The following is a 23,521-nucleotide window of genomic DNA, read 5'->3' as shown; positions in this document are numbered from 1 at the left end:
TGCCCGAAGGCACCGACAACGTCGCCGTCAACACCAAGATCGCCTTCATCAAGGGCGAGGGCGAGAGCGCGCCGGCCCCGGCCGCGCAGCCCGCCGCAGCGCCGGCGGCCGCACCGGCTCCGGCCGCCGCGCCGGCTCCGGCGGTCGCCAAGGCCGCGCCGGCCGCTGCCGAGGCTCATGACGCGTCGGGCGAGATCCCGGCCGGCACCGAGATGGTGATGACCACGGTGCGCGAGGCGCTGCGCGACGCCATGGCCGAGGAGATGCGCCGCGACGGCGACGTCTTCATCATCGGCGAGGAAGTGGCGGAGTACCAGGGCGCCTACAAGATCACCCAGGGCCTGCTGCAGGAGTTCGGCGCGCGCCGCGTCGTCGATACCCCGATCACCGAGCACGGCTTTGCCGGCCTCGCCACCGGCGCGGCGCTGACCGGCCTCAAGCCGGTGGTCGAGTTCATGACCTTCAACTTCGCCATGCAGGCGATCGATCACATCATCAACTCGGCGGCCAAGACCCTCTACATGTCCGGCGGCCAGATGGGCTGCTCGATCGTGTTCCGCGGCCCGAACGGCGCGGCGGCACGCGTGGCCGCCCAGCACAGCCAGGACTACGGCGCCTGGTACTCGCACATCCCCGGCCTCAAGGTGGTGGCGCCCTACTCGGCTTCCGACGCCAAGGGGCTGCTCAAGTCGGCGATCCGCGACGGCAACCCGATCATCTTCCTGGAGAACGAGATCCTCTACGGCCACTCGCAGCCCGTGCCCAAGCTCGACGACTTCACCGTGCCGATCGGCAAGGCCAGGGTCGCCCGGGCGGGCAAGGACGTGACGCTGGTCGCCTGGTCGATCGGCATGACCTATGCGCTCAAGGCCGCCGAGGCCCTGGCGGGCGAGGGCATCGATGCGGAGGTGGTCGACCTGCGCACCCTGCGTCCGCTCGACACCGCGACCCTGGTCGCCTCGGTCCAGAAGACCGGGCGCTGCGTCGTGGTCGAGGAGGGCTGGCAGCAGTCCGGCGTCGGCGCGGAAATCTCGGCGCGGATCATGGAGAACGCCTTCGACTATCTCGACGCGCCCGTGGCCCGCGTGTCGGGCAAGGATGTGCCGATGCCCTATGCCGCCAACCTGGAGAAGCTGGCCCTGCCCAGCGTCGCCGAGGTGGTGCAGGCTGTCAAAGCCGTGACCTATCGGTGAGGGGAGCCGCCTGATGCCCGTCAACATCCTGATGCCCGCGCTTTCTCCCACCATGGAGAAAGGCAACCTCTCCAAATGGCTGAAGAAGGAGGGGGATACGATCAAGTCCGGCGACGTGATCGCCGAGATCGAGACCGACAAGGCGACCATGGAGGTCGAGGCCGTCGACGAGGGCGTGCTCGCCAGGATCATGGTGGCCGAAGGCACGGCCGACGTGCCGGTGAACCAGGTCATCGGCGTCATCGCCGGCGAGGGTGAGGACGCCAAGGCGGTTGCCGCCGGCGGCGCGGCGGCTCCGGCTGCCAAGGCGGCGGAAGCGCCGCAGGCCGCAGCCGCTCCCGCCCCGGCGGCTCCGGCCGCGGCGCCCGCTGCTCCGGCAGCGGTGCCTTCTGCCCCGGGGGCGCGCGTCTTCGCCTCGCCGCTCGCCCGGCGCATCGCCAAGGAAGCGGGCGTCGACATCGCCGCCCTGGCGGGCTCCGGCCCGCATGGCCGGGTGATCGAGAAGGATGTCCGGGCTGCCATCGCCGGCGGCGCGCCCAAGGCCCAGCCGGCCGCCGCCGCCGCGGCTGCTCCGGCCGCCGCTCCGGCTGCCCAGCCGGCTGCAGCGCCTGCCGCGCCCTCCGACGAGCAGACCAAGAAGCTGTTCGCCCCGGGGTCCTACGAGGAAGTGCCGCATGACGGCATGCGCAAGACCATTGCCCGCCGCCTCTCGGAGGCCAAGGCGACGATCCCGCATTTCTACCTTACCGCCGACATCGAGCTCGATGCGTTGCTGGCCCTGCGCGAGCAGATCAATGCCGGCGCCCCCCGCGACAAGGACGGCAAGCCGCTCTTCAAGGTCTCGGTCAACGACATGGTGATCAAGGCCTATGCGCTGGCCCTGCGCGACGTGCCGGACGCCAACGTCTCCTGGACCGACGGCGCCATGCTGCGTCACAAGCACGCCGATGTCGGCGTCGCCGTCTCGATCCCCGGCGGCCTGATCACGCCGATCGTGCGCGATGCCTGCCACAAGACGCTGTCGGCCATCTCCAACGAGATGAAGGATCTCGCTGCCCGGGCCAAGGCCCGCAAGCTCAAGCCCGAGGAGTACCAGGGCGGCACCGGCTCCGTGTCGAACCTCGGCATGTTCGGCGTGAAGTCGTTCTCGGCCATCGTCAACCCGCCGCACGCCACGATCCTGGCGGTCGGCGCCGGCGTGAAGCAGCCGGTGGTGCGCGGCGACGAGATCAAGGTCGCCACCGTGATGTCCCTGACGCTCTCCACCGACCACCGCGCCGTCGACGGCGCCCTCGGCGCCGAGCTGATGCAGGCGATCAAGGGCTACATCGAAAAGCCGATGGGGATGCTGGTGTAGCCGGAGCGATCAGGGCACGACGCCGGCCAATCCCCTCCCCCTTGCGGGGAGGGGTAAGGGGTGGGGGTCGTGAAGAACGTACGGGACGGTAATCACCGACAATGGTCTGGGGCAAAAGCTCAGGTTCATCCAGCGACACGCGAGCTCGCCGCAATGCCAGATCCATGCGGCGGGAGCCGACCGAGGCCGAGCGGAGATTGTGGTGGGCGCTCAGGCACGATCCGGCGCTGAAGGGAGCCCACCTCCGTCGGCAGGTGCCGATCGGACCGTATATCGCCGATTTTTTGTCCCTGCAGGCGCAGTTGATCGTCGAGGCTGATGGCGAGCAGCATGGTCTCGAGGCCGGGCGTGCATACGACGCCCGTCGAACTGAAGTCTTCCAGGCGCAGGGTTTCCGCGTCTTGCGTTTCTGGAATCGTGACGTGATGCGCGAGACGCGCGTTGTCGTCGATACGATCTTTGCCGCGCTGGAGAAGCACGCCACGACCCCCACCCCTTACCCCTCCCCACAAGGGGGAGGGGAGCGGCGGGCGTTGCGGATTTTTGGAGAGGCACCATGAGTTCCTACGACGTCATCGTCATCGGTTCCGGGCCGGGCGGCTATGTCACCGCCATCCGGGCGGCGCAGCTCGGCCTGAAGACGGCCGTGGTGGAACGCGAACATCTCGGCGGCATCTGCCTCAACTGGGGCTGCATCCCGACCAAGGCGCTGCTGCGCTCGGCCGAGATCCTGCACTACGGCCAGCACGCCAAGGATTACGGCCTGGTGCTCGACGGCACGATCAGCGCCGACACCGGCGCCGTGGTCAAGCGTTCGCGCGGCGTCTCGGCCCAGCTCGCCACCGGCGTCGGCTTCCTGCTCAAGAAGAACAAGGTCGACGTGATCTGGGGCGAAGCCACCATCACCAAGCCGGGCGAGATCGCGGTCGTGGCCTCGACCCGGTCGGTGCAGGGGCCGGCGGTGCCGGCGCCCAAGGGCGCGCAGGGGCCGGGCACCTACCAGGCCAAGCACATCATCGTCGCCACCGGCGCGCGTCCGCGCGTGTTGCCGGGCATCGAGCCCGATCGCAAGCTGATCTGGACCTATTTCGACGCCATGGTGCCGGAGGCCACGCCGAAATCGCTCCTGGTGATGGGGTCGGGCGCGATCGGCATCGAGTTCGCCTCCTTCTACAACGCCCTCGGCTCCGAGGTGACGGTGGTGGAGGTTCTGCCGCAGATCCTGCCCGTCGAGGACGAGGAGATCGCCGCCCTTGCCCGCAAGCGCTTCGAGAAGCTCGGCCTGAAGATTCTCTCGGGCGCCAAGGTGAGCAAGGTCGAGAAGGGCGCCAACTCCGTCACCGCCATGGTCGAGACGGCTGACGGCAAGACCCAGACGATCACCGCCGAGCGGCTGATCTCGGCGGTCGGGGTCGTCGGCAACATCGAGAATCTCGGGCTGGAGAAGCTCGGCGTGAAGACCGAGCGGGGCTGCGTCGTCATCGACGGCGTCGGGCGCACCAATGTCCCGGGCATCTACGCCATCGGCGACGTCGCCGGTCCGCCGATGCTGGCGCACAAGGCCGAGCACGAGGGCGTGATCTGCGTCGAGGCGATCGCCGGCAAGCATCCGCACCCGATGGACAAGGACAAGATCCCCGGCTGCACCTACTGCACGCCGCAGATCGCCAGCGTCGGCTTGACCGAGAAGAAGGCGAAGGAGGCGGGCTACACCGTCAAGGTCGGCCGCTTCCCGTTCATCGGCAACGGCAAGGCCATCGCGCTCGGCGAGCCGGACGGCCTGGTCAAGACCGTTTTCGACGCCAAGACCGGCAAGCTCCTGGGCGCCCATCTCGTCGGCGCCGAGGTCACCGAGCTGATCCAGGGCTTCGTCATCGCCATGAACCTGGAGACGACCGAGGAAGACCTGATCCACGCCGTGTTCCCGCATCCGACCCTGTCGGAGACGATGCACGAGAGCGTGCTCGACGCCTACGGTCGCGCCATCCACATCTGAGCGGGCGGGGGCACGGCGCTCCCGCATCGGATTTCAGGGCCTGCCCCGTTCCCCCGGGGCGGGCCCTTCGTCCTTCAAGGTTCCTGCGCGGACCGCGCCAGTCACGGCCGCCGTCGACGCGGCGGCGCATGCGATTTGTCGGGCCGCGGGGCAAGCGGGAGGCCCGTGGCGGGCGGTCAGAACTGCAGGACGCGCCGGACGTCGACCGGTTCGGAACCGGCGTCGCAGACGTCGAGCGCCTCCTCGATGTGGTGCAGGTGCTCCTCCATCAGCTCGGCGGCCTGCTCCCTGTCGCCGGCGGCCAGTGCGTCGAGAAGCGCGTCATGCTCGACTTCCGAGCAGGTGCGTCCGCGGCTCGACGCATAGAGGCCGATGATCAGCGAGGTCCGCGCCACCAGTTCCTCGAGATATTTCGTCAGCACCGAGTTGCCGGCGATTTCGGCCAGCCGGATATGGAACTGCCCCGACAGGCGGATGGATTCCCGCCGGTCGCCGCGGGTTTCCGCAGCTGCGCCGGCGCGCGAACTCGCCCGCAACTCGTCGAGGGCGGCGGCGTCGATCCTGCTCGCCGCGGACAGCACGACCGAGCGCTCGATCGCACGGCGCGCCTCGAACACCTCGCGCGCCTCGCTGGCGCTGGGGCTGCTGACATAGGCGCCGCGGTTGGGATGCAGCGTCACCACGCCCCGGCCGGCCAGCACCACGAGAATGCGCCGGATCTGCGCCCGGCTGGCCTCGAACGCCTCGCACAGCACGTTCTCGGCCAGCTTCGCGCCGGGCGGCAGCTTGTGCTCCATCACGGCGGCGAAGATGCGCTCGACGATCACGTTGTCCGGGAGAGGCCGACGAAGCTCGGCAAGCAAGGCCGTCATTCGTTCCCTACGCCTCCGTCGCGCCAGCTTGCGTCCGCCGCCCGGCTCGGCGGGCGCACGCGCAAATACCCGCCGTCGCTGCCAAAGCCAAGCCCAATTGTGTCGATTGATCTTCTGGAATGTGAACGAAGTGTCTCAGATTGTCAACAATCCAGATTTTTTTGTTGATAATCCGTGGACGTTGATGCATCGTCGCTGCCGTCACCAAACAAAATCCGCCGCAGCGCCCGCAACGCCGGGTGAATGACGGTTTGCAGGGGAGGAAAGCCATGCGATATCGGGCATCGCCGTTTCGTGCCGCTGTGCTGGGCCTGGTGTCCGCGATCGGCCTCGTTGCCGCGCTCGGATCCGCCGAGGCCGCGAACAAGGTGCTCAAGATCGGCTTCGTCGGCGTGACCAGCGGCCCCGCCGCCGCCTGGGGCACATCGAACGTCCGCTCGATGCAGACGCTCGCCGCCTGGCTGAACGAGCAGGGCGGTGTCAAGATCGGCGGCGACACCTATGACATCGACATCGTGACCTTCGACGACCAGAAGGACCCCAAGCGCGCCATCGCCGGCATGGAGAAGATGGCGCAGGAGGGTATCCACTACGTCGTCGGGCCGAATGTCGACGACGGCGCCGCAGCGGTCAGGCCGGTCGCCGAGAAGGCGGGCATCATCTATTTCCCCTACGCCTTCCCCAAGGCGCTCTACACCAAGCCCGCTTCGAACGCCGTCCTCGGCATGGTGGCGAACTATCAGTCGGCGCCGGCCATCTACAAATATCTCAAGGAGAACAAGGGCGTTAAGACGGTCGCCTTCGTCAGCGCCAACGAGTCCGACCCCCTCAGCCAGCGGGACGGCGGCGTCGCCGCCGCCAAGGCGCTCGGGCTGACCGTGCTGGCCGACAAGGACACCTACCAGAACGACACGCGCGACTTCACGCCGGTGCTGACGCCGATCGTCAAGCTGAATCCGGACCTCCTGGTGCTGTCGGGCGTGGCGCCGGCCAATGCGCCGCTGCTCATCCGTTCGGCTCGCGAACTCGGCTACGAAGGCCAGATCTCGACCGAGACGGCCCAGGACGCGAAGGTGATCGAGGAAGGCGCGGGCGAGCTCGCCAACGGCTTCATCTCCGTCGGCGGTGCGTCGACGCCGGAAATCCGTTCCAAGGCGATGGAAGACTTCATCGATCGCTACACCAAGAAGTTCGGCGAATACAATGACGAGTCGAACACCAAGGTCTACGCGCTGCAATACATCATCGACACGTTGAAAGCCGATCCCAAGGCGATCGACAACGTCGAGGAATTCAAGAAGACCATGGACACATTCTCCGCGCCCAATCCTTATCTCAAGGACGAGTCGGCGAAGCTGCACTATGTCGGCACGACCTCCTTCGGCCAGAAGCGGCAACTCGCCGTGCCGATGGTCGTGAACCAGTACAAGGACGGCAAGTTCGAGACCCTGTTCGTCGCGAACGTCGACTGACGTCGCCGCGGGCCATCCAAGCCCGCCGCTGCAGAGGACCCATGACGTCCCCCGCAGCGGCGGGACGCCGAAACCCGCGTCGCCACAGTCCCGTTGCCGCTTCCGGACCGCCCGCAGACGCTGCGGGAAGCGGCTCGCGTCTAGCCCAACCCCGGAGCGGCTCTGCATTCCCCCATCGGATGCCGCCGTCTCCCGCGGAGAATGGTCGTGGAGCAAGTCATCGCCAACGGGCTCTATCTCGGCGCGCAATACGCGCTGATCGCGCTCGGTCTCACGCTCATCTTTGCCCTGATGAACGTGCTCAACTTTGCCCACGGCCAGATGTACGTGCTGGGCGGCTTCGTGACCTACCAGGTTTACGGACAGATGCACTGGCCGTTTCCGGTCGCGCTGCTGGCCTCGGCGGTCACGCTGGCGATCCTCGGGGCGCTGATCGAGCGCTTTCTGTTCCGCACCGTGATCCGCCGCAGCGTCCGGGAGGAAAGCACGATGCTGCTGGCCGCCGGCGTCGCCTATTTCCTCGACGCCGTCATCCTGCTGCTGTTCGGCGAAAAGCAGCGGGGCGTCCCGAAGATCGTCAGCGGCGTCCTGCGGGCCGGCGATCTCATCATGCCCTATGACCGTATCGCCGTGGCCGGCCTTGCCGTGCTGTTCATCGCCGCCTTCATCCTGATGATGCAATACACCAAGCCGGGCCGGGCGATGCGGGCGCTGGCCCAGGACCGGACCGCCGCGCAGCTCATGGGCGTTCCGGTCGAATTCTACTCCCTGCTCGGCTTCGCGCTCGGCGCGTTGCTGGCCGGCCTCGTCGGCGGCCTGCTGGTGACGATCACCGGCGTCAATTCCGGCATCGGCGGACCGATCTCCCTCAAGGCCTTCCTGATGGTGATGATCGGCGGCGCCGGCGTCGTCGGCGGCGCCATCGCCGGCGGCTTCATCCTCGGCATGCTGGAATCGGTCGGCCTGAGCGTGCTGCACGCCTATGGCGACGTCACCTATCTCGTCATCTTCGCCGCCCTGATGATCTTCCTCGCCATCCGGCCGAACGGCCTGATGGGCAAGCCCTGGGGCTGAGCCGATGTTTCGCCCGATGCGCCTGGCCGCGGTGGCCGTCTTCGTCCTGGTGGTCTTCGTCGCCGTGCCGCTGGCGATCAAGGCCTCCGGCCGCACCGACTTCTACTATACGCTCAGCTCGGTCGCCCTTCTTGCGATCGCCAGCAGCGGCGTATGGCTGATGTTCCATATCGGCCGCATCAACATCGGCCAGGGCGCCTATGCGCTGATGGGCGGCTATGTCTGCGCCATCCTGGTCACCTCGGCCGGGATTTCCTTCTGGCTCAGCCTGCCGCTCGCCGGCCTCTTCTGCGCGGCGGTCGGCGTCCTCATCGGCTTGCCGATCCTGCGGCTGCGCGGCGTCTACTTCGCCATGGTGACGCTGGTGCTGACCGAGGTGGCGCGGCTCCTTGCCCTGGCGCTGCCGATCACCAACGGCGCCACGGGGATCACCAGCATCCCGCCGCCGGGCAAGATCGGCATCTTCGGCCTGACGCTGGTCCCGGCCTTCGACAGCTTCGCCGAGCGCAACCTCGCCTTCTACTATCTCTCGACGGCGATGATGGTGCTGTGCTTCGCGGCCCTCTACCGCCTTGTCCACTCGCGCATCGGCAAGGTGTTCGTCGCCATGCAACAGAACGAGGAGCTGGCCTCGTCGATGGGCGTCAACGTGCCGGCGATGCGCATTCTCGCCTATGCCGTTTCCTCCTTCCTCGGCGGCGTCGCCGGCGCGATCTTCATCGCCATCGCCCAGTCGATCTATCCCTCGAGCTTCACGGTCAACGACAGCGTCAACTTCATGCTCAACTGCTTCGTCGGCGGCCTGGGCTATGTCTTCGGACCGATGCTCGGGACGCTGGTGCTGTATTTCGGCTGGGATCTGCTCTTCGGGATCGGCCAGTACCAGCTCCTGGTCTATTCCGGCGTGATGGTCCTCCTGATGCTGGTGCTGCCCAACGGGCTTCTCAGCATCCGCCTCCCGTCGCGGCCGCGGAGCTGAGCCATGGCCCCCATCCTCCAGGTCAAGGGCTTGACCAAGCAGTTCGGCGGCCTCGTCGCCGTCAACGATGTGGGCTTCGACGTCGAGGCGAACGAGATCCTGTCGGTCATCGGCCCGAACGGCGCCGGCAAGTCGACGATCTTCAAGCTGATCTCGTCCTTCCTCAAGCCGACGCGCGGCGAGGTCCTGTTCAAGGGCGAGCGCATTTCGGGCCTCGCGCCGCACGTCGTGGCGCGCAGGGGCGTGGTGCGCACCTTCCAGGAGACGACGATCTTCAAGGGGCTGACGGCGCGCGACAGCGTGATCGTCGCCCACCACCTGCGCTCGCGCGCCAGCCTCCTCGGCTACTACTTCGAGACCGGCCTGGCTCGGCGCGACGAGGCGGAGTTCGGCCGCTCCAGCGACGAGATCCTCGACTTCCTCGGCCTCGGCGAGGTTCGCAACGAGATCGCCAGCACCCTGCCGCACGGCCATCTGCGTGCGCTCGGCATCGCCATCGGCCTGGCCGCCAGGCCGCAGGTGCTGCTGCTCGACGAGCCCTTCGCCGGCATGAACCACGAGGAGACCGCCCGCGCCGTCAGGCTGGTGCGTGCCGTGCGCGAGCGCGGCGTCACCGTGCTCCTGGTCGAGCACGACATGGCGGCGGTGATGAAGATCTCGGACCGGATCGTCGTGATCAACTTCGGCTCGAAGATTGCGGAGGGCACGCCCTCGCAGATCCAGAAGAACGACAAGGTGATCGAGGCCTATCTTGGCGTCGTGGACGAGAACATAGGGCTCTAGTCATGACGGCACTGCTGTCCCTGAGCGACGTCGAGCTTTACTACGACCATGTCTATGCGCTGAAGGGCGTGTCGGTGGAGGTCCAGGAGGGCGAGACGGTTGCGCTGATCGGTGCCAACGGCGCCGGCAAATCGTCGATCCTGCGCGCCATCACCGGCCTGCGGAAGATCCGCAGGGGCAAGATCGAGTTCGAAGGACGCCGGATCGATGGCATGGGACCCGAAGCGATCGTCCGGCTCGGCATCGCCATGGTCCCCGAGGGGCGGCGCGTCTTTCCCTTCATGAGCGTGCGCGACAATCTGATGATGGGCGCCTTCTCGCGCAGCGACCGGGCCGAGGTGCGCGCTTCCTTCGAAAGCATGCTGGTGCAGTTCCCGCGCCTGAAGGAACGCCTGTCGCAGCCTGCCGGTACGATGAGCGGCGGCGAGCAGCAGATGCTGGTGATCGCCCGGGCCTTGATGGCCAAGCCCAGGCTGCTGCTGCTGGACGAACCTTCCCTTGGGGTGGCGCCCAAGATCGTCCAGGACATCGCCCGCTCGATCGTCGCCATCAACCGCGACGCCAGGGTGAGCGTGCTGCTCGTCGAGCAGAATTCGCGCATGGCGCTGCGCATCTCGAACCGGGCCTACGCGCTGACGACCGGCGAGGTCGCCCTGTCCGGCGCCTCGGCTGACCTGGTCGCCGACGAGCGCGTCAAGCAACTCTATCTCGGCGGCGATCTTTGAGAGAGCGATCCTTCGACCGATGCGTATCCACATCGTCAATCCCAACACCACCACCTCAATGACGGACAAGATCGAGGCGGCAGCGCGCGCGGCGGCTTCGCCCGGCGTCGCGGTCACGGCCGTCAGCCCGGCTTATGGCCCCCCCAGCATCGAGGGCTATTTCGACGAGGCGTTCTCGATCCCGGGGCTCCTGGAGGAGATCGGCAAGGCCAGGGGCGCGGACGCCTTCGTCATCGCCTGTTTCGACGACACGGGCCTGGAGGCGGCGCGCTGCGTCGCCGAGGCGCCGGTGATCGGCATCGGCGAGGCCGCCTTCCACATGGCGAGCCTGATCGCGCACAGGTTCAGCGTCGTCACCACGCTCGCGCGCTCGCTGGCGCCGATCGAGCACAACCTGGCGAGATACGGCCTTGCCTCCCGATGCGCGCGGGTACGGGCCTCCAACGTGCCGGTGCTCGCGCTCGAGGAGCCGGGGTCCGAGGCCCGCCGTACCATCCAGGCCGAGATCGAGCGGGCGCTTTCCGAAGACGGGGCCGAGGCGATCGTCCTCGGATGCGCCGGCATGACGGACCTGGCCGAAGATCTGGCCAGGACGGTCGGCGTTCCGGTCCTGGACGGCGTCGCCTGCGCCGTGGCGCTGGCGGAAGGCATGGCGCGGATCGGATTGCGCACCTCCAAGCGCAACACCTACGCGCCGCCGATCGCCAAGCGCTATTCCGGTGCCTTCGCGCGATTCTCGCCGCGGCCGTGAGGCGCCGGAGGGAGGCATCCATCACCCCCGCGCAACGCAGTGTCCCGGCCGATCCCGCTTTCGTTCCGCCGCCGGAGATCGTATTTATGAAAACCGGGGGGATGGGGCAGGGCGTTGGCCGGCCGCACCACCCGCGACAGGGGGCGGCTGTCCCGCTCCGGCCCGTGAAGAGGTCTGCCGAATGCCCGTGGTCATCGACCTTCTGAAGAACGACTCAAGGCCGCGCCATCCGGAGAAGGCCCACCGGCCCGACCAGCCGGTGCTGCGCAAGCCCGACTGGATCCGTGTCAAGGCGCCGGGGTCGCCGCAATGGCGCGAGACCAAGGCCATCGTCAAGGAGAACAAGCTCGTCACCGTCTGCGAGGAGGCGGGCTGCCCGAATATCGGCGAGTGCTGGGAGAAGAAGCACGCCACCTTCATGATCATGGGCGACACCTGCACGCGGGCCTGCGCCTTCTGCAACGTCAAGACTGGCATGCCGGGCATGCTCGACCCGAACGAGCCGGAGAACACGGCCATCGCCGTGGAGAAGCTCGGCCTCAGCCATGTCGTCATCACCTCGGTCGACCGCGACGACCTCGCCGACGGCGGAGCCGAGCACTTCGCCCAGGTGATCCGCGCCATCCGTCGCCGCAGCCCGGGCACCACCATCGAGGTGCTGACGCCGGACTTCCTGCGCAAGGATGGTGCCCTGGAAGTGGTCGTAGCCGCCCGGCCCGACGTGTTCAACCACAACATGGAGACGGTGGCTTCCCGCTACCTGAAGGTGCGCCCCGGCGCGCGCTACTTCCATTCGATGCGCCTCCTGCAGAAGGTCAAGGAGCTCGATCCCTCGATCTTCACCAAGTCCGGCATCATGGTCGGCCTGGGCGAGGAGCGGAACGAGGTGCTGCAACTGATGGACGACCTGCGCTCGGCCGATGTCGACTTCATCACCATCGGCCAGTACCTCGCGCCTTCGCGCAAGCACCATCCGGTGGTGGCCTACGTCACGCCCGACGCGTTCAAGGCCTACGAGACCATCGCCTATGCCAAGGGTTTCCTGATGGTGTCGTCGTCGCCGCTGACGCGCTCGTCGCACCATGCGGGCGAGGATTTCGCCCGGCTGCGCGCCAACCGCCAGGCGAAGCTGGGACACTGAGCGGCCGGCGCGCCTCGCTGGAGGCGCGTCCGATGCGTCGTGGCATCTTGCCAATCTCCCGGATATTGGCGACGATCACCCTCGCCGGATCGGCGGAGATCCCTCGCCGGTCCTTGGCCGTCGGGTGGGTTCCGGGGCGCAGTGGGCTTGCAAGCGGCGGCGCGATGACGAAGTAAGGGGCACAAGTCCGGAGCAAAGGAGTCCGCACGCGCCCATGCCGTCCTTCCGCACCACGCGCCGCGTCAAGCACCGGCCTGCCGACATGTTCGACCTCGTCGCCGATGTCGACAAATACCCGCTGTTCGTGCCGCTGTGCGAGGCGCTGCGGGTGCGGCGGCGCTCGGAGGAGGCGGACGGCCGCATGATCCTGGTCGCCGACATGACGGTGGCCTACAAGGTCTTCCGCGAGACCTTCGGCAGCCGTGTCACCCTCGACCGGGACAAGCAGGCCATCCTCGTCGAATATCTCGACGGCCCGTTCAGCCGGCTGGTGAATCGGTGGTCGTTCCGGGACGACGGGCAGGGCGGCTGCATCGTCGAGTTCTTCATCGACTACACCTTCCGCTCGCGCACGCTCGGCATGCTGATGGGAGCGATGTTCGACGCCGCCTTCCGCCGCTTCGCCGAGGCCTTCGAGCGTCGGGCCGATACGGTGTACGGTGCGGGGGCGAAGGCGATCCCGGCTGCGGGTTAGGCCACCGTCACGCCCGGAGGCTGTGCTGTCCGGCGAGCCGCTGCAGCAATTCCAGCGCTTGCCGGACCGAGCCGGCGCGCACCTTGTCGCGGCCGATCTCGCCGAAGCGCCGCTCGACATGGAGGGTGGGGCCGTCGGCCAGCGCCGCGGCGAAATGCACCAGGCCGACCGGTTTTGCGGCCGAGCCGCCGCCCGGCCCGGCAATGCCGGTGACCGACACCGAGAGCGCCGCCCTGGACCGGCGGATCGCGCCTTCGGCCATGGCCCGCGCCACCGGCTCGCTGACAGCGCCGTGAGTCTCGATCAGGGCCGGGTCGACCCCCAGCATCTCGGCCTTGGCGGCGTTGGAATAGGTGACGAAGCCGCGGTCGACCACGTCGGAGGACCCGGCCACGGCGGTCAGGGTGGCCGCGACCAGACCGCCGGTGCAGGACTCGGCCGTGGCGACGGCGAGCCCCTTGGCGCGGCAGGCGTCGAGCACGCGCATCGCCAGCGTGATCATGCCCTTGTCGTCCTCGATCATCGCCGATCCTCCTCCGGATGGGGCGGAGCGCCCTGGCTGTTCAGGCCCAGGGCAGGCGCACGGTCGCCGAAGCCATGGCGGCGATGCCCTCGCGCCGCCCGACGAAGCCGAGCTGCTCCATGGTCGTCGCCTTGACGCCGACGCGATCGACATCGATGCCGGCGATGGCGGCGATGCGCGCCCGCATGGCCTCGCGGTGCGGCCCGATCTTGGGGGCCTCGCACAGCAACGTCAAATCGAGATGGGCGACGGCGCCGCCGCGCGCCGCCACAAGCGACACGGCGTGGGCAAGGAAGCGGTCGGAGGAGGCCCCCTTCCAACGCTCGTCGGACGGGGGGAAATGGGAGCCGATGTCGCCGTCGCCGATGGCCCCCAGCACGGCGTCGGTCAGGGCGTGCAGGCCGACATCGGCATCGGAATGGCCGCTGAGGCTGCGGTCATGCGCGATGCGCAAGCCCCCGAGCCAGACATGGTCGCCGTCGGTGAAGGCGTGCACGTCGAAGCCGGTGCCGGTGCGCACGTCCCCGAGCGCCGCCAGCGGCGAGACCAGGCGTTCACCCGCCTCGAAATCGGCCGGGCCGGTGAGCTTCATGTTGGTCGTCTCCCCCTCGAAGATATGCAGGCCGAGGCCGGCCCATTCGGCCACGGCGCCGTCGTCGGTAAGTCCGTCGACGCCGGCCGCCGCCGCCCGCTCGTGAGCCTCGAGAATCAGGCCGAAGCGGAAGGATTGCGGCGTCTGCATGGAGCGCAGGGTCTGGCGCGGCGGCGTGGCGACGACGCGGCCATCCGCATCCACCACCTTGACCGTGTCGGTCAGCGGCAGGCCCGGCGCGGCCGCGCCATGGGCGAGGGCGGCCGCGATGGCGCGGTCGATCAGGGCAGGCGAAGCGAAGGGACGGGCGGCATCGTGGATCAGCACGATATCCGGCGGCGCGCCGGCGAGGGCCTGCAGGCCGGCGCGGCAGGAGGTCTGGCGCGTCTCGCCGCCGGCGACCGGCTCCGCCAGCTTGCCGATGCCGGCGGCGGCCGCCGCATAGAGGTCGCGGTCGTCGTCGTGAATGACCGCCAGCACCTGGTCGACGCGTGGATGGGCCGCGAACAGGCCGAGCGAACGGGCGAGGACGCTGCGCCCGCCGAGCCTGCGGTATTGCTTGGGCATGTCGCCGCCCGCCCGCAAGCCGCGTCCGGCCGCGACCAGGATGGCGACGACGCGGGGGGCAGGGGAATCGGGGCATGGCATGGCGGCGTCCATCGGTTGGGCGGCTCTTGAGGATCCATCGGCGCACGAGTGCGTCGCTCGGACGAATCCGCCTTGAGCCAGCCCTCTGCACCATGACGAACCGTGGCGCCTGTTCGCGAGTGCATCCTTAGCCGACGTGCGGGCCTGCGTCATCCGTCGTCACGGTCGGGGAGGACCGTATCGGCGGTGGGCCGCGTGGAAATGTTCTCGCCAGCGGCGCGGAACTTGCTACACTCGGTGACGAACAGATGAACAGTACTTTTGGCGTACCGTGACCGGAGCGCCGAGGGGCAGTCGGGATAAGAGCGTTGGAACGGGGATTGGAGGCGGAGGCGCCGTGGGCGCCCAGCCATGCGGCTGTTGCGTCCGCACCTGCTGAACGGCCGCCGGCGCCGCAGGCCCGCCGCGAGCATACCTATGCGGCGATCGACCTCGGTACCAACAATTGCCGGCTTCTGGTGGCGCGGCCGACCGGCGACAGCTTTCGCGTCATCGATGCGTTTTCGCGGATCGTGCGCCTGGGCGAGGGGCTCGGCGCCAGCGGGCGGCTGAACGAGGCGGCCATGAACCGCGCCGTCGACGCCCTGGCGGTCTGCGGTCAGAAGATGCGCGACCGCAAGGTCGACCGTGCCCGCCTGATCGCCACCGAGGCCTGCCGGGCCGCGGCCAATGGCGGGGCCTTCATCCGGCGCGTCAGCGAGGAGACCGGGCTGGAGCTGGAGGTCGTCGACCGCGAGACCGAGGCGCGGCTGGCCGCGGCCGGCTGCGTGCCGCTGATCGACCGCCGTGCCGACGGCGTGGTGCTGTTCGACATCGGCGGTGGCTCGTCCGAGCTGGTCTGGCTCGGCTTCGACACCCGCGCCGGCCTGCGGTCGCCCGCCATGCGCGGCTGGACCTCGCTGCCGGTCGGCGTCGTCACCCTGTCGGAGCGCCATGGCGGCGTGCGCGTCACCCGCCAGAGCTTCGAGGCCATGGTCGAGGACGTCGCCGGCATGCTGGCGCGGTTCGAGCACAAGGACGCCATCGCCGAGCAGGTCGGGCGGCTGCACATGCTCGGCACCTCGGGCACGGTCACCACCATGGCCGGCATCCATCTGCGCCTGCCGCGCTACGACCGCCGGCGGGTCGACGGGCTGTGGATGTCGTCGGGCGAGCTCGACACCGTGCTCGAGGAACTGCTGTGCATGACCTTCGAGGATCGGGTCGCCAATGCCTGCATCGGGCCGGAGCGGGCCGATCTCGTGCTTGCCGGCTGCGCCATCCTGGAGGCGATCCGCCGAGCGTTCCCCTGCGAGCGGCTGCGGGTCGCCGATCGCGGCCTGCGCGAGGGCCTGCTGGTGGAGATGATGGAGGCTGACGGGGTCTGGCGCCGCAACGGCCGGGACGGGCGTCCGTGACCGGCAAGACGGGAGGCAAGGGCGGAGCCGGCCAGAAGGGCAGCTCCGGCCGCGGCTATGGCGGGCGCGAGCTCGGCGTGCGCCTCAAGAGCGCGCGCGGCCGCACCCATTCCTCGCAGCTCTGGCTGGAGCGCCAGCTCAACGATCCCTATGTGGCGCGGGCCAAGCGCGAGGGCTATCGGTCCCGCGCCATCTACAAGCTGATGGAGATCGACGACAAGGTCCGGCTGCTGAAGCCGGGCCAGCGGGTGCTCGACCTCGGCGCGGCGCCCGGCGGCTGGTCGCAGCTGGCGGCCGACCGCTGCCGGGCGACCGAAGGCCCGGAGGCGGCGAGGGGCAAGGTCGTGGCCATCGACCTCCTGCCGGTCGACCCGATCCCGGGCGTCGATTTCGTCCAGATGGATTTCATGGACGACGCCGCGCCCGAGCGGCTGCGTCAGATGCTGGCGGGGCCCGCCGACATCGTGCTCTCGGATATGGCTGCGAACACGGTCGGCCACCGCGCCACCGACCATCTGCGCATCGTCGCTCTGGTGGAGGCGGCCGCCCATTTCGCCGTCGAGGTGCTGGCGCCGGGCGGCGCCTTCCTCGCCAAGGTGTTCCAGGGCGGCACCGAGGGCGAGATCCTCAATCTGCTGAAGCGTGACTTCGCCGTGGTCAAGCATATCAAGCCGGCGGCGAGCCGGGCCGGATCGAGCGAGATCTATGTGCTGGCCACCGGGTTCCGCGGGAGCCGGATCCGGCATGGGGAGGCCTGAAGCGTCGCGTTGCGCCGTCCGGAGGTGACGTTGGGGCCGTCATCAAACCTCAAGAAAACCGACAAGTCCCTGTCATCGAGTCCGGCAACGGTGCGACCTCCTACATCAGAGAGGTTCCAAGATGGCCGTCCGCTTCCTCGACAGCCCCGTCTCCCGCCGCCGCTTCCTGGCCTCCACCGCCGCCTCCGGCCTGCTCGGCGCGAGCGGCGGACTGATGCTGCCGGGCCTTTCGCGCGCCGCCGACCGGCCGCTCGTCACCCACGGCGTGCAGTCGGGCGATGTCGGGCGCGACACCGCGGTCCTGTGGGCTCGGACCGACCGGCCGGCCAATGCCGTGTTCGAATGGTCGACCACCGACAGCTTCAAGACCGTCAACCGCCTGCCGACCGTGGCGGCGTTGCCGGAGAGCGACTACGCCGTGAAGATCCTGGCCGAGGGCCTGCCGGCCGATCAGGACATCTTCTACCGCGTCAGCTTCCGGAACCTCGCCGACGTCAACGTCGTCAGCGAGCCGGTGGTCGGCCATCTGCGCTCGGCGCCGGCCGGGCTGCGCGACGTCTCCTTCGTCTGGTCGGGCGATACCGCCGGCCAGGGCTGGGGCATCGATCTCGACCGCGGCGGCATGAAAATCTACTCGACCATGCTCAAGCATCGGCCGGATTTCTTCCTGCATTCCGGCGACAACATCTATGCCGACGGCGCGATCAAGGCCGAAGTGACGCTGCCCGACGGCACCAAGTGGAAGAACATCGTCACCGAGGAGAAGTCGAAGGTGGCGGAGACGCTGGCCGAGTTCCGCGGCCAGTACAAGTACAACATGATGGATGAGAACTTCCGCGCGCTCTATGCCCAGGTGCCGGTCTTCACCCAGTGGGACGACCACGAGGTGACCAACAACTGGTCGGCATCGAAGGACCTGACGGCGGACGACCGCTACAAGGAGAAGTCGATCGCGCTCCTGGCCGCCCGCGCGGCACGCGCCTTCCACGAGTTCATGCCGATCGCCGCCACCCTGGCCGAGCCGCAGCGCGTCTACCGCAAGATCGCCTATGGTCCGCTGCTCGACGTGTTCATCATCGACATGCGCACCTATCGCGGCCCCAACGGCGACAACCTGCAGACGGTCGAGGGCGGCGAGGCCGCCTTCCTCGGCGCCGAGCAGCTCGCCTGGCTCAAGCGCGAGCTCGCCTCGTCCAAGGCGACCTGGAAGGTGATCGCCGCCGACATGCCGCTGTCGCTGGTCGTCTGGGACATCGCCGACAAGAAGAAGGGCTTCGAGGCGGTCTCCAACAACGACAACGGCAAGCCGCTGGGCCGCGAGCTCGAATTCGCCGACCTGCTGCGCTTCATCAAGGCGGCGGGCGTGAAGAACACGGTCTGGCTGACGGCGGACGTGCACTACACCGCCGCCCATTACTACAATCCCGACAAGGCGGCCTTCCAGGATTTCGAGCCGTTCTGGGAGTTCGTGTCCGGCCCGCTCCATGCCGGCACCTTCGGGCCGAACGACCTCGACATGACCTTCGGTCCGGAGCTGAAATATGTGAAGGCGCCCGAGGCCGGCCAGCAGAACCTGTCGCCGGCCGCCGGCCTGCAGTTCTTCGGCCATGTCGCCATCGCCGCCGATACGCGGGTGATGACGGTGACGCTGCGCGATGCCGCGGACAATGCGCTCTGGTCGATCGACCTGGAACCGAAGCTCGGCTGAACCGACTGGCGAGAGGCGGTGTCGTCCCGCGGCCGTGCCGGCTGCGGGACGATGCGTGTCGGCTGATCATTGTCAGGAAAGGCCCAGCGTCGCGGCGGCAAGCACGAGGTAGCGCCCGACCTTGGCGATGGTGACGAGCAGCAGGAATGTCGGGAAGGGCTCGCGCAGCACGCCGGCGACGACGGTCAGGGGATCGCCGACGATCGGCGCCCAGCTCAGGAGCAGCGACCACTTGCCCCAGCGCCGGTACCAGCCCTGCGCCCGGTCGAGCGTGGCCTCGCTCGCCGGGAACCAGCGGCGATGACGGAAGCGCTCGATGCCGCGGCCGAGCAGCCAGTTGACCACCGATCCCAGCACATTGCCGAGGCTGGCCACCAGGAGCAGCAGCCAGGGCGGGTAGCCGGCGACGATCAGGCCGACCAGAACCGCCTCCGACTGCATCGGCAGGATGGTGGCCGCAACGAAGGCCGCCAGGAACAGCCCGGCATAGACGGGCAGGTCGGCCATCATGATGTCGTGACGCGGATGCAGGCGGCCGGGGGGCGAGGCGATCCGCTCCTGCTCCGCCGGCCAGCGGCAGGGCAGGCGTCTTGTCTCGCCGGCGGCAAACCGAACCTCGATGGGTCGGGGCGCGGCGAGGCTCGGCTGCATTCGTCCGCCACACGGCGTCCGTTCGCATCAAGCGATTGCGGGCAGTGCAATCGGGGTGGGAATATGCGCCAGCGTGCGCAGAAGGGCCTTCGCTCCATCCAGGTGCCCATTCTCGGCTTTCTCAGGCTTGCGCCTGGCCGTCTCGTCCCATGGCTTGTCGTAGCCTTCCTGCGCCAAGAAGACCGCCGTGGCTGCCAGTTCCAGCTCGATGGCGTCTGCGTCGTTGGCGACTTTTGCCACCTTGCGACGGATTTCGGAGCCGACCGGCATGGTCGAGGCGGGCACGGTGAAAACCGAATACGAGCCGCCCAACTCGCGGTGTGCTCGGCCTCGCGCAATAGGGACCATAGTGCCTGTAGCGGAAGGCGATAGACGAGGTCCGAGAAGCCGAACCGCTTGACGCGGCGCAGGCGCTGGAACGCACGCGTTTGCATGACACGCCAAAGGACACGTTCAAGTTCATTGTCCTTGAACTCGATAAGATTGTGGAGCGGATCGCGAACGCGTTGCAACGCCATGGCGGACATAACTACTCGATTCGGGCTTCCCTGGGCGCGCAAGCGCTCGCACGCGGAGCCGGTAGCGCCGTTACCCGGCCGCGGCCCCGGCGTCCGCTCCGATCTGCAGCCGGCGGCCGGCAAGGGCGCCTGCGGCGGCCATGACGAAGGAGAGGGCGATGCAGCCGAGCAGCGGCGCGGTCCAGCCGCCGGTGAGGTCGTGGGCCTTGCCGGCGAGGTAGGGGCCGGTCGCGGCCAGGAGGTAGCCGACGCCTTGCGCCATGCCTGAGAGGGCCGCCGCCTGGCGGGCATTGCTGACGCGCAGGCCCATGAAGATCAGCGCCAGCAACAGCCCGGCGCCCGAGGCGGCGCCGAAGCCGGCAGCCCACAGCGCCGACAGGGCCGGGGCCACCAGGAAGCCCGCCAGGGTGAGGCCCATCAGGGCGGCCAGGACGACGGCGATGGCGCGCTGGTCCTTCAGGCGGCTGATGATCGGCGGCAGCAGGAAGCCGGGGATGGCGGAGGTGAGCTGCATCAGGCCATGCACCGAGCCGGCCTGGGCGGCCGAGAAGCCGGATGCTGCGAGGATGGCGGGGAGCCAGCCGATCAGCACATAGTACATCAGCGAGTTCACGCCCATGAACAGCGTCACCTGCCAGGCGAGCGCCGAGTGCCAGACGCGCCCGCCATGCGGCGGCGTCGCCGTGCCCGCGGCCGGAGCGGTGCGCGCCCCGAGCTGGGGCAGCCACAGCACCATCGCCGCGAACTGCAGCACGATGACGGCGGCGAGCGCCCCGGGCCAGCCGACGCCCGGCATGGCGGCGAGCGGCACCATCAGGGCGGAGGCGAGCGCGGCGAAGGCGCTGGTGGTCACGGCGCAGGCTCCGGTCAGGGCCGGGACCCTGCCGGGAAAGTCGCGCTTGATCAGGCTCGGGATCAGCACGTTCAGGACGGCGATGCCGCAGCCGATCGCCCAGGTGCCGAGATAGAGCGACCAGACCGGCCCGAGGGAGCGCACCGCCACGCCGCCGGCGATGACCACCAGGGCGCCGAACAGGGTGCGCTCCAGGCCGTATCCGCGGGCGATGGTCGCGGCGAAGGGCGAGAGCACGGCGAAGGCGAGCAGCGGCAGGGTGGTGAGGATGCCCGCCTGGGCCGGGTCGAGGCCGAATGTCGCCTGGATCATCTCCAGGACCGGCGCCACGCCGGTGATCGGCGCGCGCTGGCCGGCGGCGATCAGGAGCAAGCCGGCGACGAGCAGGGCCGGCCTGGCGATCGGGGCGGACGGACGGGTCATGGAGCGGACTCGGACTTGCGGTTTCCGCCGTCCTGATTAGCGGCTGGCGATGCGAAAGAATTCAGCGATAATGACATCCGATCGCTGAAAGCAGACAGAACCGCGTGTCGCTCGAACTCTCCCTGCGGACCTTCGATCCGGAGAGGGCCGGCAAGCCCGCCTTCGCCATGCGCGTCGACATGCGCGAGCAGCGCAGCGAGGTGCCGGTGCACCAGCATCGCCAGGGCCAGCTGGTGCTGGCCCTGCGCGGCGGGGTGACCTGCGAGGTTCCGGAGGCGGTGTGGATGGTGCCACCGGGCTGTGCGGTCTGGATCCCCTGGCAGATGCCGCACAGCGTCCGGGCCACCGCCAATGCCCGCGTCTGCTACCTGTTCGTCGAGCCCGGCGCGGCGGCGCTGCCGGCCGAATGCTGCACCCTGTCGATCACGCCGATGGTGCGCGAGATGATTCTGCATCTTGCCGGCGAGACCGGGGCCTATGCCGGCGACAGCGCCACCGGCCGGCTGGTCGGCGTGCTCCTCGACCAACTGACGCGCATGCGGATCGAGCGGCTGCACCTGCCGACCTCGCCGGAACCGCGCATCCGGCGGATCGCGGCGGAGCTGGCGGACAACCCGGCCGACCGCGGCACCCTGGCCGACTGGGCCGGGCGCGTCGCCATGAGCGAGCGCTCGCTCGCCCGGCTGGTCAAGAAGGAGACCGGCCTCACCTTCGGCCGCTGGCGCCGGCAGTTGCACCTCGTCGTCGCCCTGCGCCAGCTCTCGGCCGGGGCCACGGTGCAGCAGGTCTCGGGCGAGCTCGGCTATGAATCCGTGACGGCGTTCATCACGATGTTCCGCAAGTCGCTCGGCAAGACGCCCGGCAAGTATTTCGCGGCTGCCATCGGCGCCGGGGAGGCCTGAACGCCGGAGCGGAGCTGAGGAGGGGGCCTCGCCGGCGGCGCCGGTCATCGCGGGCCGGCCTTCTCCGCCAGTTGCAGGATCGCGTCGACGGTGGCGGCGACCGGCCGGCGCGTGTCGATCTCGTGATCGGCGGTCCGGCGGAGCAGCGGCTCGACCGCGGCGAGCAGGCCGGCGACCTTGCGCCGCTCGGCCGGGTCATGGCCGTAGCCGCCGGGCGAACGCGCCGCGAGGCGCTGCATCAGCGTCTCGACAGGGGCGGAGAGCAGGATGACAAGGTCGAGCAGCGGCAGCAGCCGGCCCATGTTCTCGGCGCAGCCGCTGACGAACAGCGTTCCTTCGCCCGGTTCCGACAGCAGCGCCCGGACGCGGTCCTCGCGCCAGACCCAGTCCCGGCCCTGGTCCGGCGTCAGGCCGTCGGCCGGATCGGCCTCGACCCATTCGGACCATTCCGGCGTGTCGAGATCCTCGGCCCGGCGGCCGCGAGCGACCAGCTCGGCGATCGCCGCGGACTTGCCGGTGCCGGACATGCCGGTGATCAGCACGCACCTCATCGCCGCTCTGCTCCTGTCTGCACGCGCGGCAGTGCGGCGCCGACCTGTCTGCGGCATGCCGGCATGAATGCACCGCATCCGCTACGGCAGGCTCGTCGCCCCGCCCGGGCCTCAGGATAGCGACAGCTTCGCCGCTGCGTCCCGGAGCAGCGCCAGTGTGCGGGCGATGTCGGGCTGGCTGTCGTCGAGCCGGCGGATATAGGGGCAGGTCAGGACGCCGAGGGCGAGGCCGTCCGGCGAGAGCAGCGGCACGCTGATGTCGTCCACGCCGCGGATCTGCCGGCTTTCGGCGACGCGGAAGCCCTCGGCGCGATAGGTGCCCAGCCTCGGCTCCAGCTCGGCATGGATCCGCGCCGCCTCGGTGCCTTCCCAGCGGGCCAGCATCTCGGCGCGGGCGTTCGCGTCCTGGAAGGCGAGCAGCACCTGGCCGGATCCGGTGGCCAGCAGATCGATCGACGCGCCGAGCCTGATGCCGAACTCCCAGTTGCCGGGGGGGCTGGCATGGGCGACCACCGTGGCCGTGTCGCGGTCGGCCACGACGAGATGGCAGGACTGGCCGCTCTCGATCGCGAAGGCGTCCATCACCGGCCGGGCGCGGGCGACCAGCCGCCGCACCGGCGGATGGCGATGGGCCAGCACGAACAGCTTCATGGTCAGCGCGTAGCGGTCGCCCTCGCGCGAGCGGCTGACATAGTCGCGCGCGACCAGCCGCTCGAGCATACGGTAGACCTCGCTCGGGCTGCGGCCCATCGCCTTGACGATCTCGGCCCGTGTCAGGCCGCCCGGCTGCTCCGAGAGCAGCTCCAGGATGTCCAGTCCCTTGTCCAGTGCCGGCGCCCGGTAGCGCTGGTCCTCGTCGGCTGCCGCCGTCGCCGCCTTCTGCCTGGCCATCGTCCCCAAGCTCTCCGCTGTCCATACGTTCTTTTGGTTTGCATATGAATAGAGTGTTCGTATATGGAT

At 69.0% G+C, this 23,521-nt stretch carries 24 protein-coding genes; 16 read left to right on the top strand and 8 right to left on the bottom strand.

The window, feature by feature from the left end; all coding sequences use genetic code 11:
- The 4 genes from AC27L4_RS32485 to lpdA form a co-directional block, all read left to right on the top strand.
- Nucleotides 1–1,193: pyruvate dehydrogenase complex E1 component subunit beta (locus AC27L4_RS32485; RefSeq protein WP_487146853.1), on the top strand; the 1,193-nt coding region annotated here is incomplete at its 5' end.
- Between the two features lie 13 nt (nucleotides 1,194–1,206).
- Nucleotides 1,207–2,550 (top strand): pyruvate dehydrogenase complex dihydrolipoamide acetyltransferase, encoded by a 1,344-nt coding sequence (locus AC27L4_RS32480; protein ID WP_487146852.1) that lies wholly within the window; start codon nucleotides 1,207–1,209, stop codon nucleotides 2,548–2,550.
- Between the two features lie 197 nt (nucleotides 2,551–2,747).
- The gene (locus AC27L4_RS32475) at nucleotides 2,748–3,110 is read left to right on the top strand and encodes an endonuclease domain-containing protein (protein WP_487146850.1); all 363 of its coding nucleotides are present in this window, start codon (nucleotides 2,748–2,750) and stop codon (nucleotides 3,108–3,110) included.
- Nucleotides 3,107–4,546, top strand: coding sequence for a dihydrolipoyl dehydrogenase (gene lpdA / locus AC27L4_RS32470; RefSeq protein WP_487146849.1), 1,440 nt, complete (start codon nucleotides 3,107–3,109; stop codon nucleotides 4,544–4,546). Before AC27L4_RS32475 ends, lpdA begins: the two co-directional genes overlap by 4 nt.
- A gap of 176 nt (nucleotides 4,547–4,722) precedes the next feature.
- Here the strand turns inward: lpdA and AC27L4_RS32465 are convergent, their stop codons facing one another.
- The gene (locus AC27L4_RS32465; protein ID WP_487146848.1) at nucleotides 4,723–5,418 is read right to left on the bottom strand and encodes a GntR family transcriptional regulator; all 696 of its coding nucleotides are present in this window, start codon (nucleotides 5,416–5,418) and stop codon (nucleotides 4,723–4,725) included.
- Between the two features lie 269 nt (nucleotides 5,419–5,687).
- Between AC27L4_RS32465 and AC27L4_RS32460 the strand changes: the two genes are divergently transcribed.
- The 8 genes from AC27L4_RS32460 to AC27L4_RS32425 all read left to right on the top strand — a co-directional run bounded on the left by AC27L4_RS32460 (nucleotide 5,688) and on the right by AC27L4_RS32425 (nucleotide 13,037).
- Nucleotides 5,688–6,890: an ABC transporter substrate-binding protein gene (locus tag AC27L4_RS32460; protein ID WP_487146846.1), complete on the top strand. Its 1,203-nt coding sequence runs from the start codon at nucleotides 5,688–5,690 to the stop codon at nucleotides 6,888–6,890.
- Between the two features lie 207 nt (nucleotides 6,891–7,097).
- Nucleotides 7,098–7,964, top strand: a complete 867-nt coding sequence (locus AC27L4_RS32455; RefSeq protein WP_487146844.1) for a branched-chain amino acid ABC transporter permease — start codon at nucleotides 7,098–7,100, stop codon at nucleotides 7,962–7,964.
- Between the two features lie 4 nt (nucleotides 7,965–7,968).
- Nucleotides 7,969–8,943, top strand: a complete 975-nt coding sequence (locus AC27L4_RS32450) for a branched-chain amino acid ABC transporter permease (RefSeq protein WP_487146843.1) — start codon at nucleotides 7,969–7,971, stop codon at nucleotides 8,941–8,943.
- 3 nt (nucleotides 8,944–8,946) lie between these two features.
- Entirely contained in the window at nucleotides 8,947–9,726 is a 780-nt protein-coding gene (locus AC27L4_RS32445; protein WP_487146842.1) for an ABC transporter ATP-binding protein, read from the top strand.
- Between the two features lie 2 nt (nucleotides 9,727–9,728).
- Nucleotides 9,729–10,451 (top strand): ABC transporter ATP-binding protein, encoded by a 723-nt coding sequence (locus AC27L4_RS32440; protein ID WP_487146841.1) that lies wholly within the window; start codon nucleotides 9,729–9,731, stop codon nucleotides 10,449–10,451.
- A 19-nt stretch (nucleotides 10,452–10,470) separates the two neighbouring features.
- Nucleotides 10,471–11,202, top strand: a complete 732-nt coding sequence (locus AC27L4_RS32435; protein WP_487146840.1) for an aspartate/glutamate racemase family protein — start codon at nucleotides 10,471–10,473, stop codon at nucleotides 11,200–11,202.
- A 181-nt stretch (nucleotides 11,203–11,383) separates the two neighbouring features.
- Complete coding sequence (gene lipA, locus AC27L4_RS32430; protein WP_487146838.1) at nucleotides 11,384–12,343, top strand: lipoyl synthase; 960 nt, start codon at nucleotides 11,384–11,386, stop codon at nucleotides 12,341–12,343.
- 214 nt (nucleotides 12,344–12,557) lie between these two features.
- Entirely contained in the window at nucleotides 12,558–13,037 is a 480-nt protein-coding gene (locus AC27L4_RS32425; protein WP_487146837.1) for a type II toxin-antitoxin system RatA family toxin, read from the top strand.
- Nucleotides 13,038–13,044: 7 nt separating this feature from the next.
- Here AC27L4_RS32425 and AC27L4_RS32420 read toward each other — a convergent pair whose 3' ends face one another.
- Complete coding sequence (locus AC27L4_RS32420; RefSeq protein WP_487146836.1) at nucleotides 13,045–13,560, bottom strand: CinA family protein; 516 nt, start codon at nucleotides 13,558–13,560, stop codon at nucleotides 13,045–13,047.
- Between the two features lie 40 nt (nucleotides 13,561–13,600).
- Nucleotides 13,601–14,800 carry a bifunctional 2-C-methyl-D-erythritol 4-phosphate cytidylyltransferase/2-C-methyl-D-erythritol 2,4-cyclodiphosphate synthase gene (locus AC27L4_RS32415; RefSeq protein ID WP_487146835.1) on the bottom strand — a complete coding sequence of 400 codons (1,200 nt, stop codon included), beginning with the start codon at nucleotides 14,798–14,800 and terminating at the stop codon, nucleotides 13,601–13,603.
- Nucleotides 14,801–15,108: 308 nt separating this feature from the next.
- Here AC27L4_RS32415 and AC27L4_RS32410 point away from each other — a divergent pair, with 308 nt between their 5' ends.
- From AC27L4_RS32410 to AC27L4_RS32400, 3 genes are all read left to right on the top strand, one after another.
- Entirely contained in the window at nucleotides 15,109–16,197 is a 1,089-nt protein-coding gene (locus AC27L4_RS32410) for a Ppx/GppA phosphatase family protein (protein WP_487146834.1), read from the top strand.
- Nucleotides 16,194–16,955, top strand: a complete 762-nt coding sequence (locus AC27L4_RS32405) for an RlmE family RNA methyltransferase (RefSeq protein WP_487146833.1) — start codon at nucleotides 16,194–16,196, stop codon at nucleotides 16,953–16,955. Before AC27L4_RS32410 ends, AC27L4_RS32405 begins: the two co-directional genes overlap by 4 nt.
- A 121-nt stretch (nucleotides 16,956–17,076) precedes the next feature.
- Nucleotides 17,077–18,663 carry an alkaline phosphatase D family protein gene (locus AC27L4_RS32400; protein ID WP_487146832.1) on the top strand — a complete coding sequence of 529 codons (1,587 nt, stop codon included), beginning with the start codon at nucleotides 17,077–17,079 and terminating at the stop codon, nucleotides 18,661–18,663.
- Between the two features lie 72 nt (nucleotides 18,664–18,735).
- Here the strand turns inward: AC27L4_RS32400 and AC27L4_RS32395 are convergent, their stop codons facing one another.
- The 3 genes from AC27L4_RS32395 to AC27L4_RS32385 form a co-directional block, all read right to left on the bottom strand.
- A complete protein-coding gene (locus tag AC27L4_RS32395) occupies nucleotides 18,736–19,170 on the bottom strand; it encodes a YqaA family protein (protein WP_487146857.1) in 435 nt (144 codons plus the stop codon).
- Between the two features lie 171 nt (nucleotides 19,171–19,341).
- Nucleotides 19,342–19,626, bottom strand: coding sequence for a hypothetical protein (locus AC27L4_RS32390; RefSeq protein WP_487146831.1), 285 nt, complete (start codon nucleotides 19,624–19,626; stop codon nucleotides 19,342–19,344).
- 276 nt (nucleotides 19,627–19,902) lie between these two features.
- Nucleotides 19,903–21,108: an MFS transporter gene (locus AC27L4_RS32385; RefSeq protein WP_487146830.1), complete on the bottom strand. Its 1,206-nt coding sequence runs from the start codon at nucleotides 21,106–21,108 to the stop codon at nucleotides 19,903–19,905.
- Between the two features lie 104 nt (nucleotides 21,109–21,212).
- On the opposite strand from AC27L4_RS32385, the gene AC27L4_RS32380 reads away from it, so the two are divergent.
- Nucleotides 21,213–22,010 carry an AraC family transcriptional regulator gene (locus AC27L4_RS32380; protein ID WP_487146829.1) on the top strand — a complete coding sequence of 266 codons (798 nt, stop codon included), beginning with the start codon at nucleotides 21,213–21,215 and terminating at the stop codon, nucleotides 22,008–22,010.
- Nucleotides 22,011–22,054: 44 nt separating this feature from the next.
- Here the strand turns inward: AC27L4_RS32380 and AC27L4_RS32375 are convergent, their stop codons facing one another.
- Nucleotides 22,055–22,561 (bottom strand): AAA family ATPase, encoded by a 507-nt coding sequence (locus tag AC27L4_RS32375; RefSeq protein WP_487146828.1) that lies wholly within the window; start codon nucleotides 22,559–22,561, stop codon nucleotides 22,055–22,057.
- Between the two features lie 111 nt (nucleotides 22,562–22,672).
- A complete protein-coding gene (locus AC27L4_RS32370; RefSeq protein ID WP_487146827.1) occupies nucleotides 22,673–23,452 on the bottom strand; it encodes an IclR family transcriptional regulator in 780 nt (259 codons plus the stop codon).
- Nucleotides 23,453–23,521 lie beyond the last annotated feature (69 nt).

This window comes from Labrys sp. Lb11, from assembly GCF_057554225.1.
Note: the sequence above shows the minus strand (reverse complement) of the source record. Positions and strands in the feature narration are given on the sequence as shown.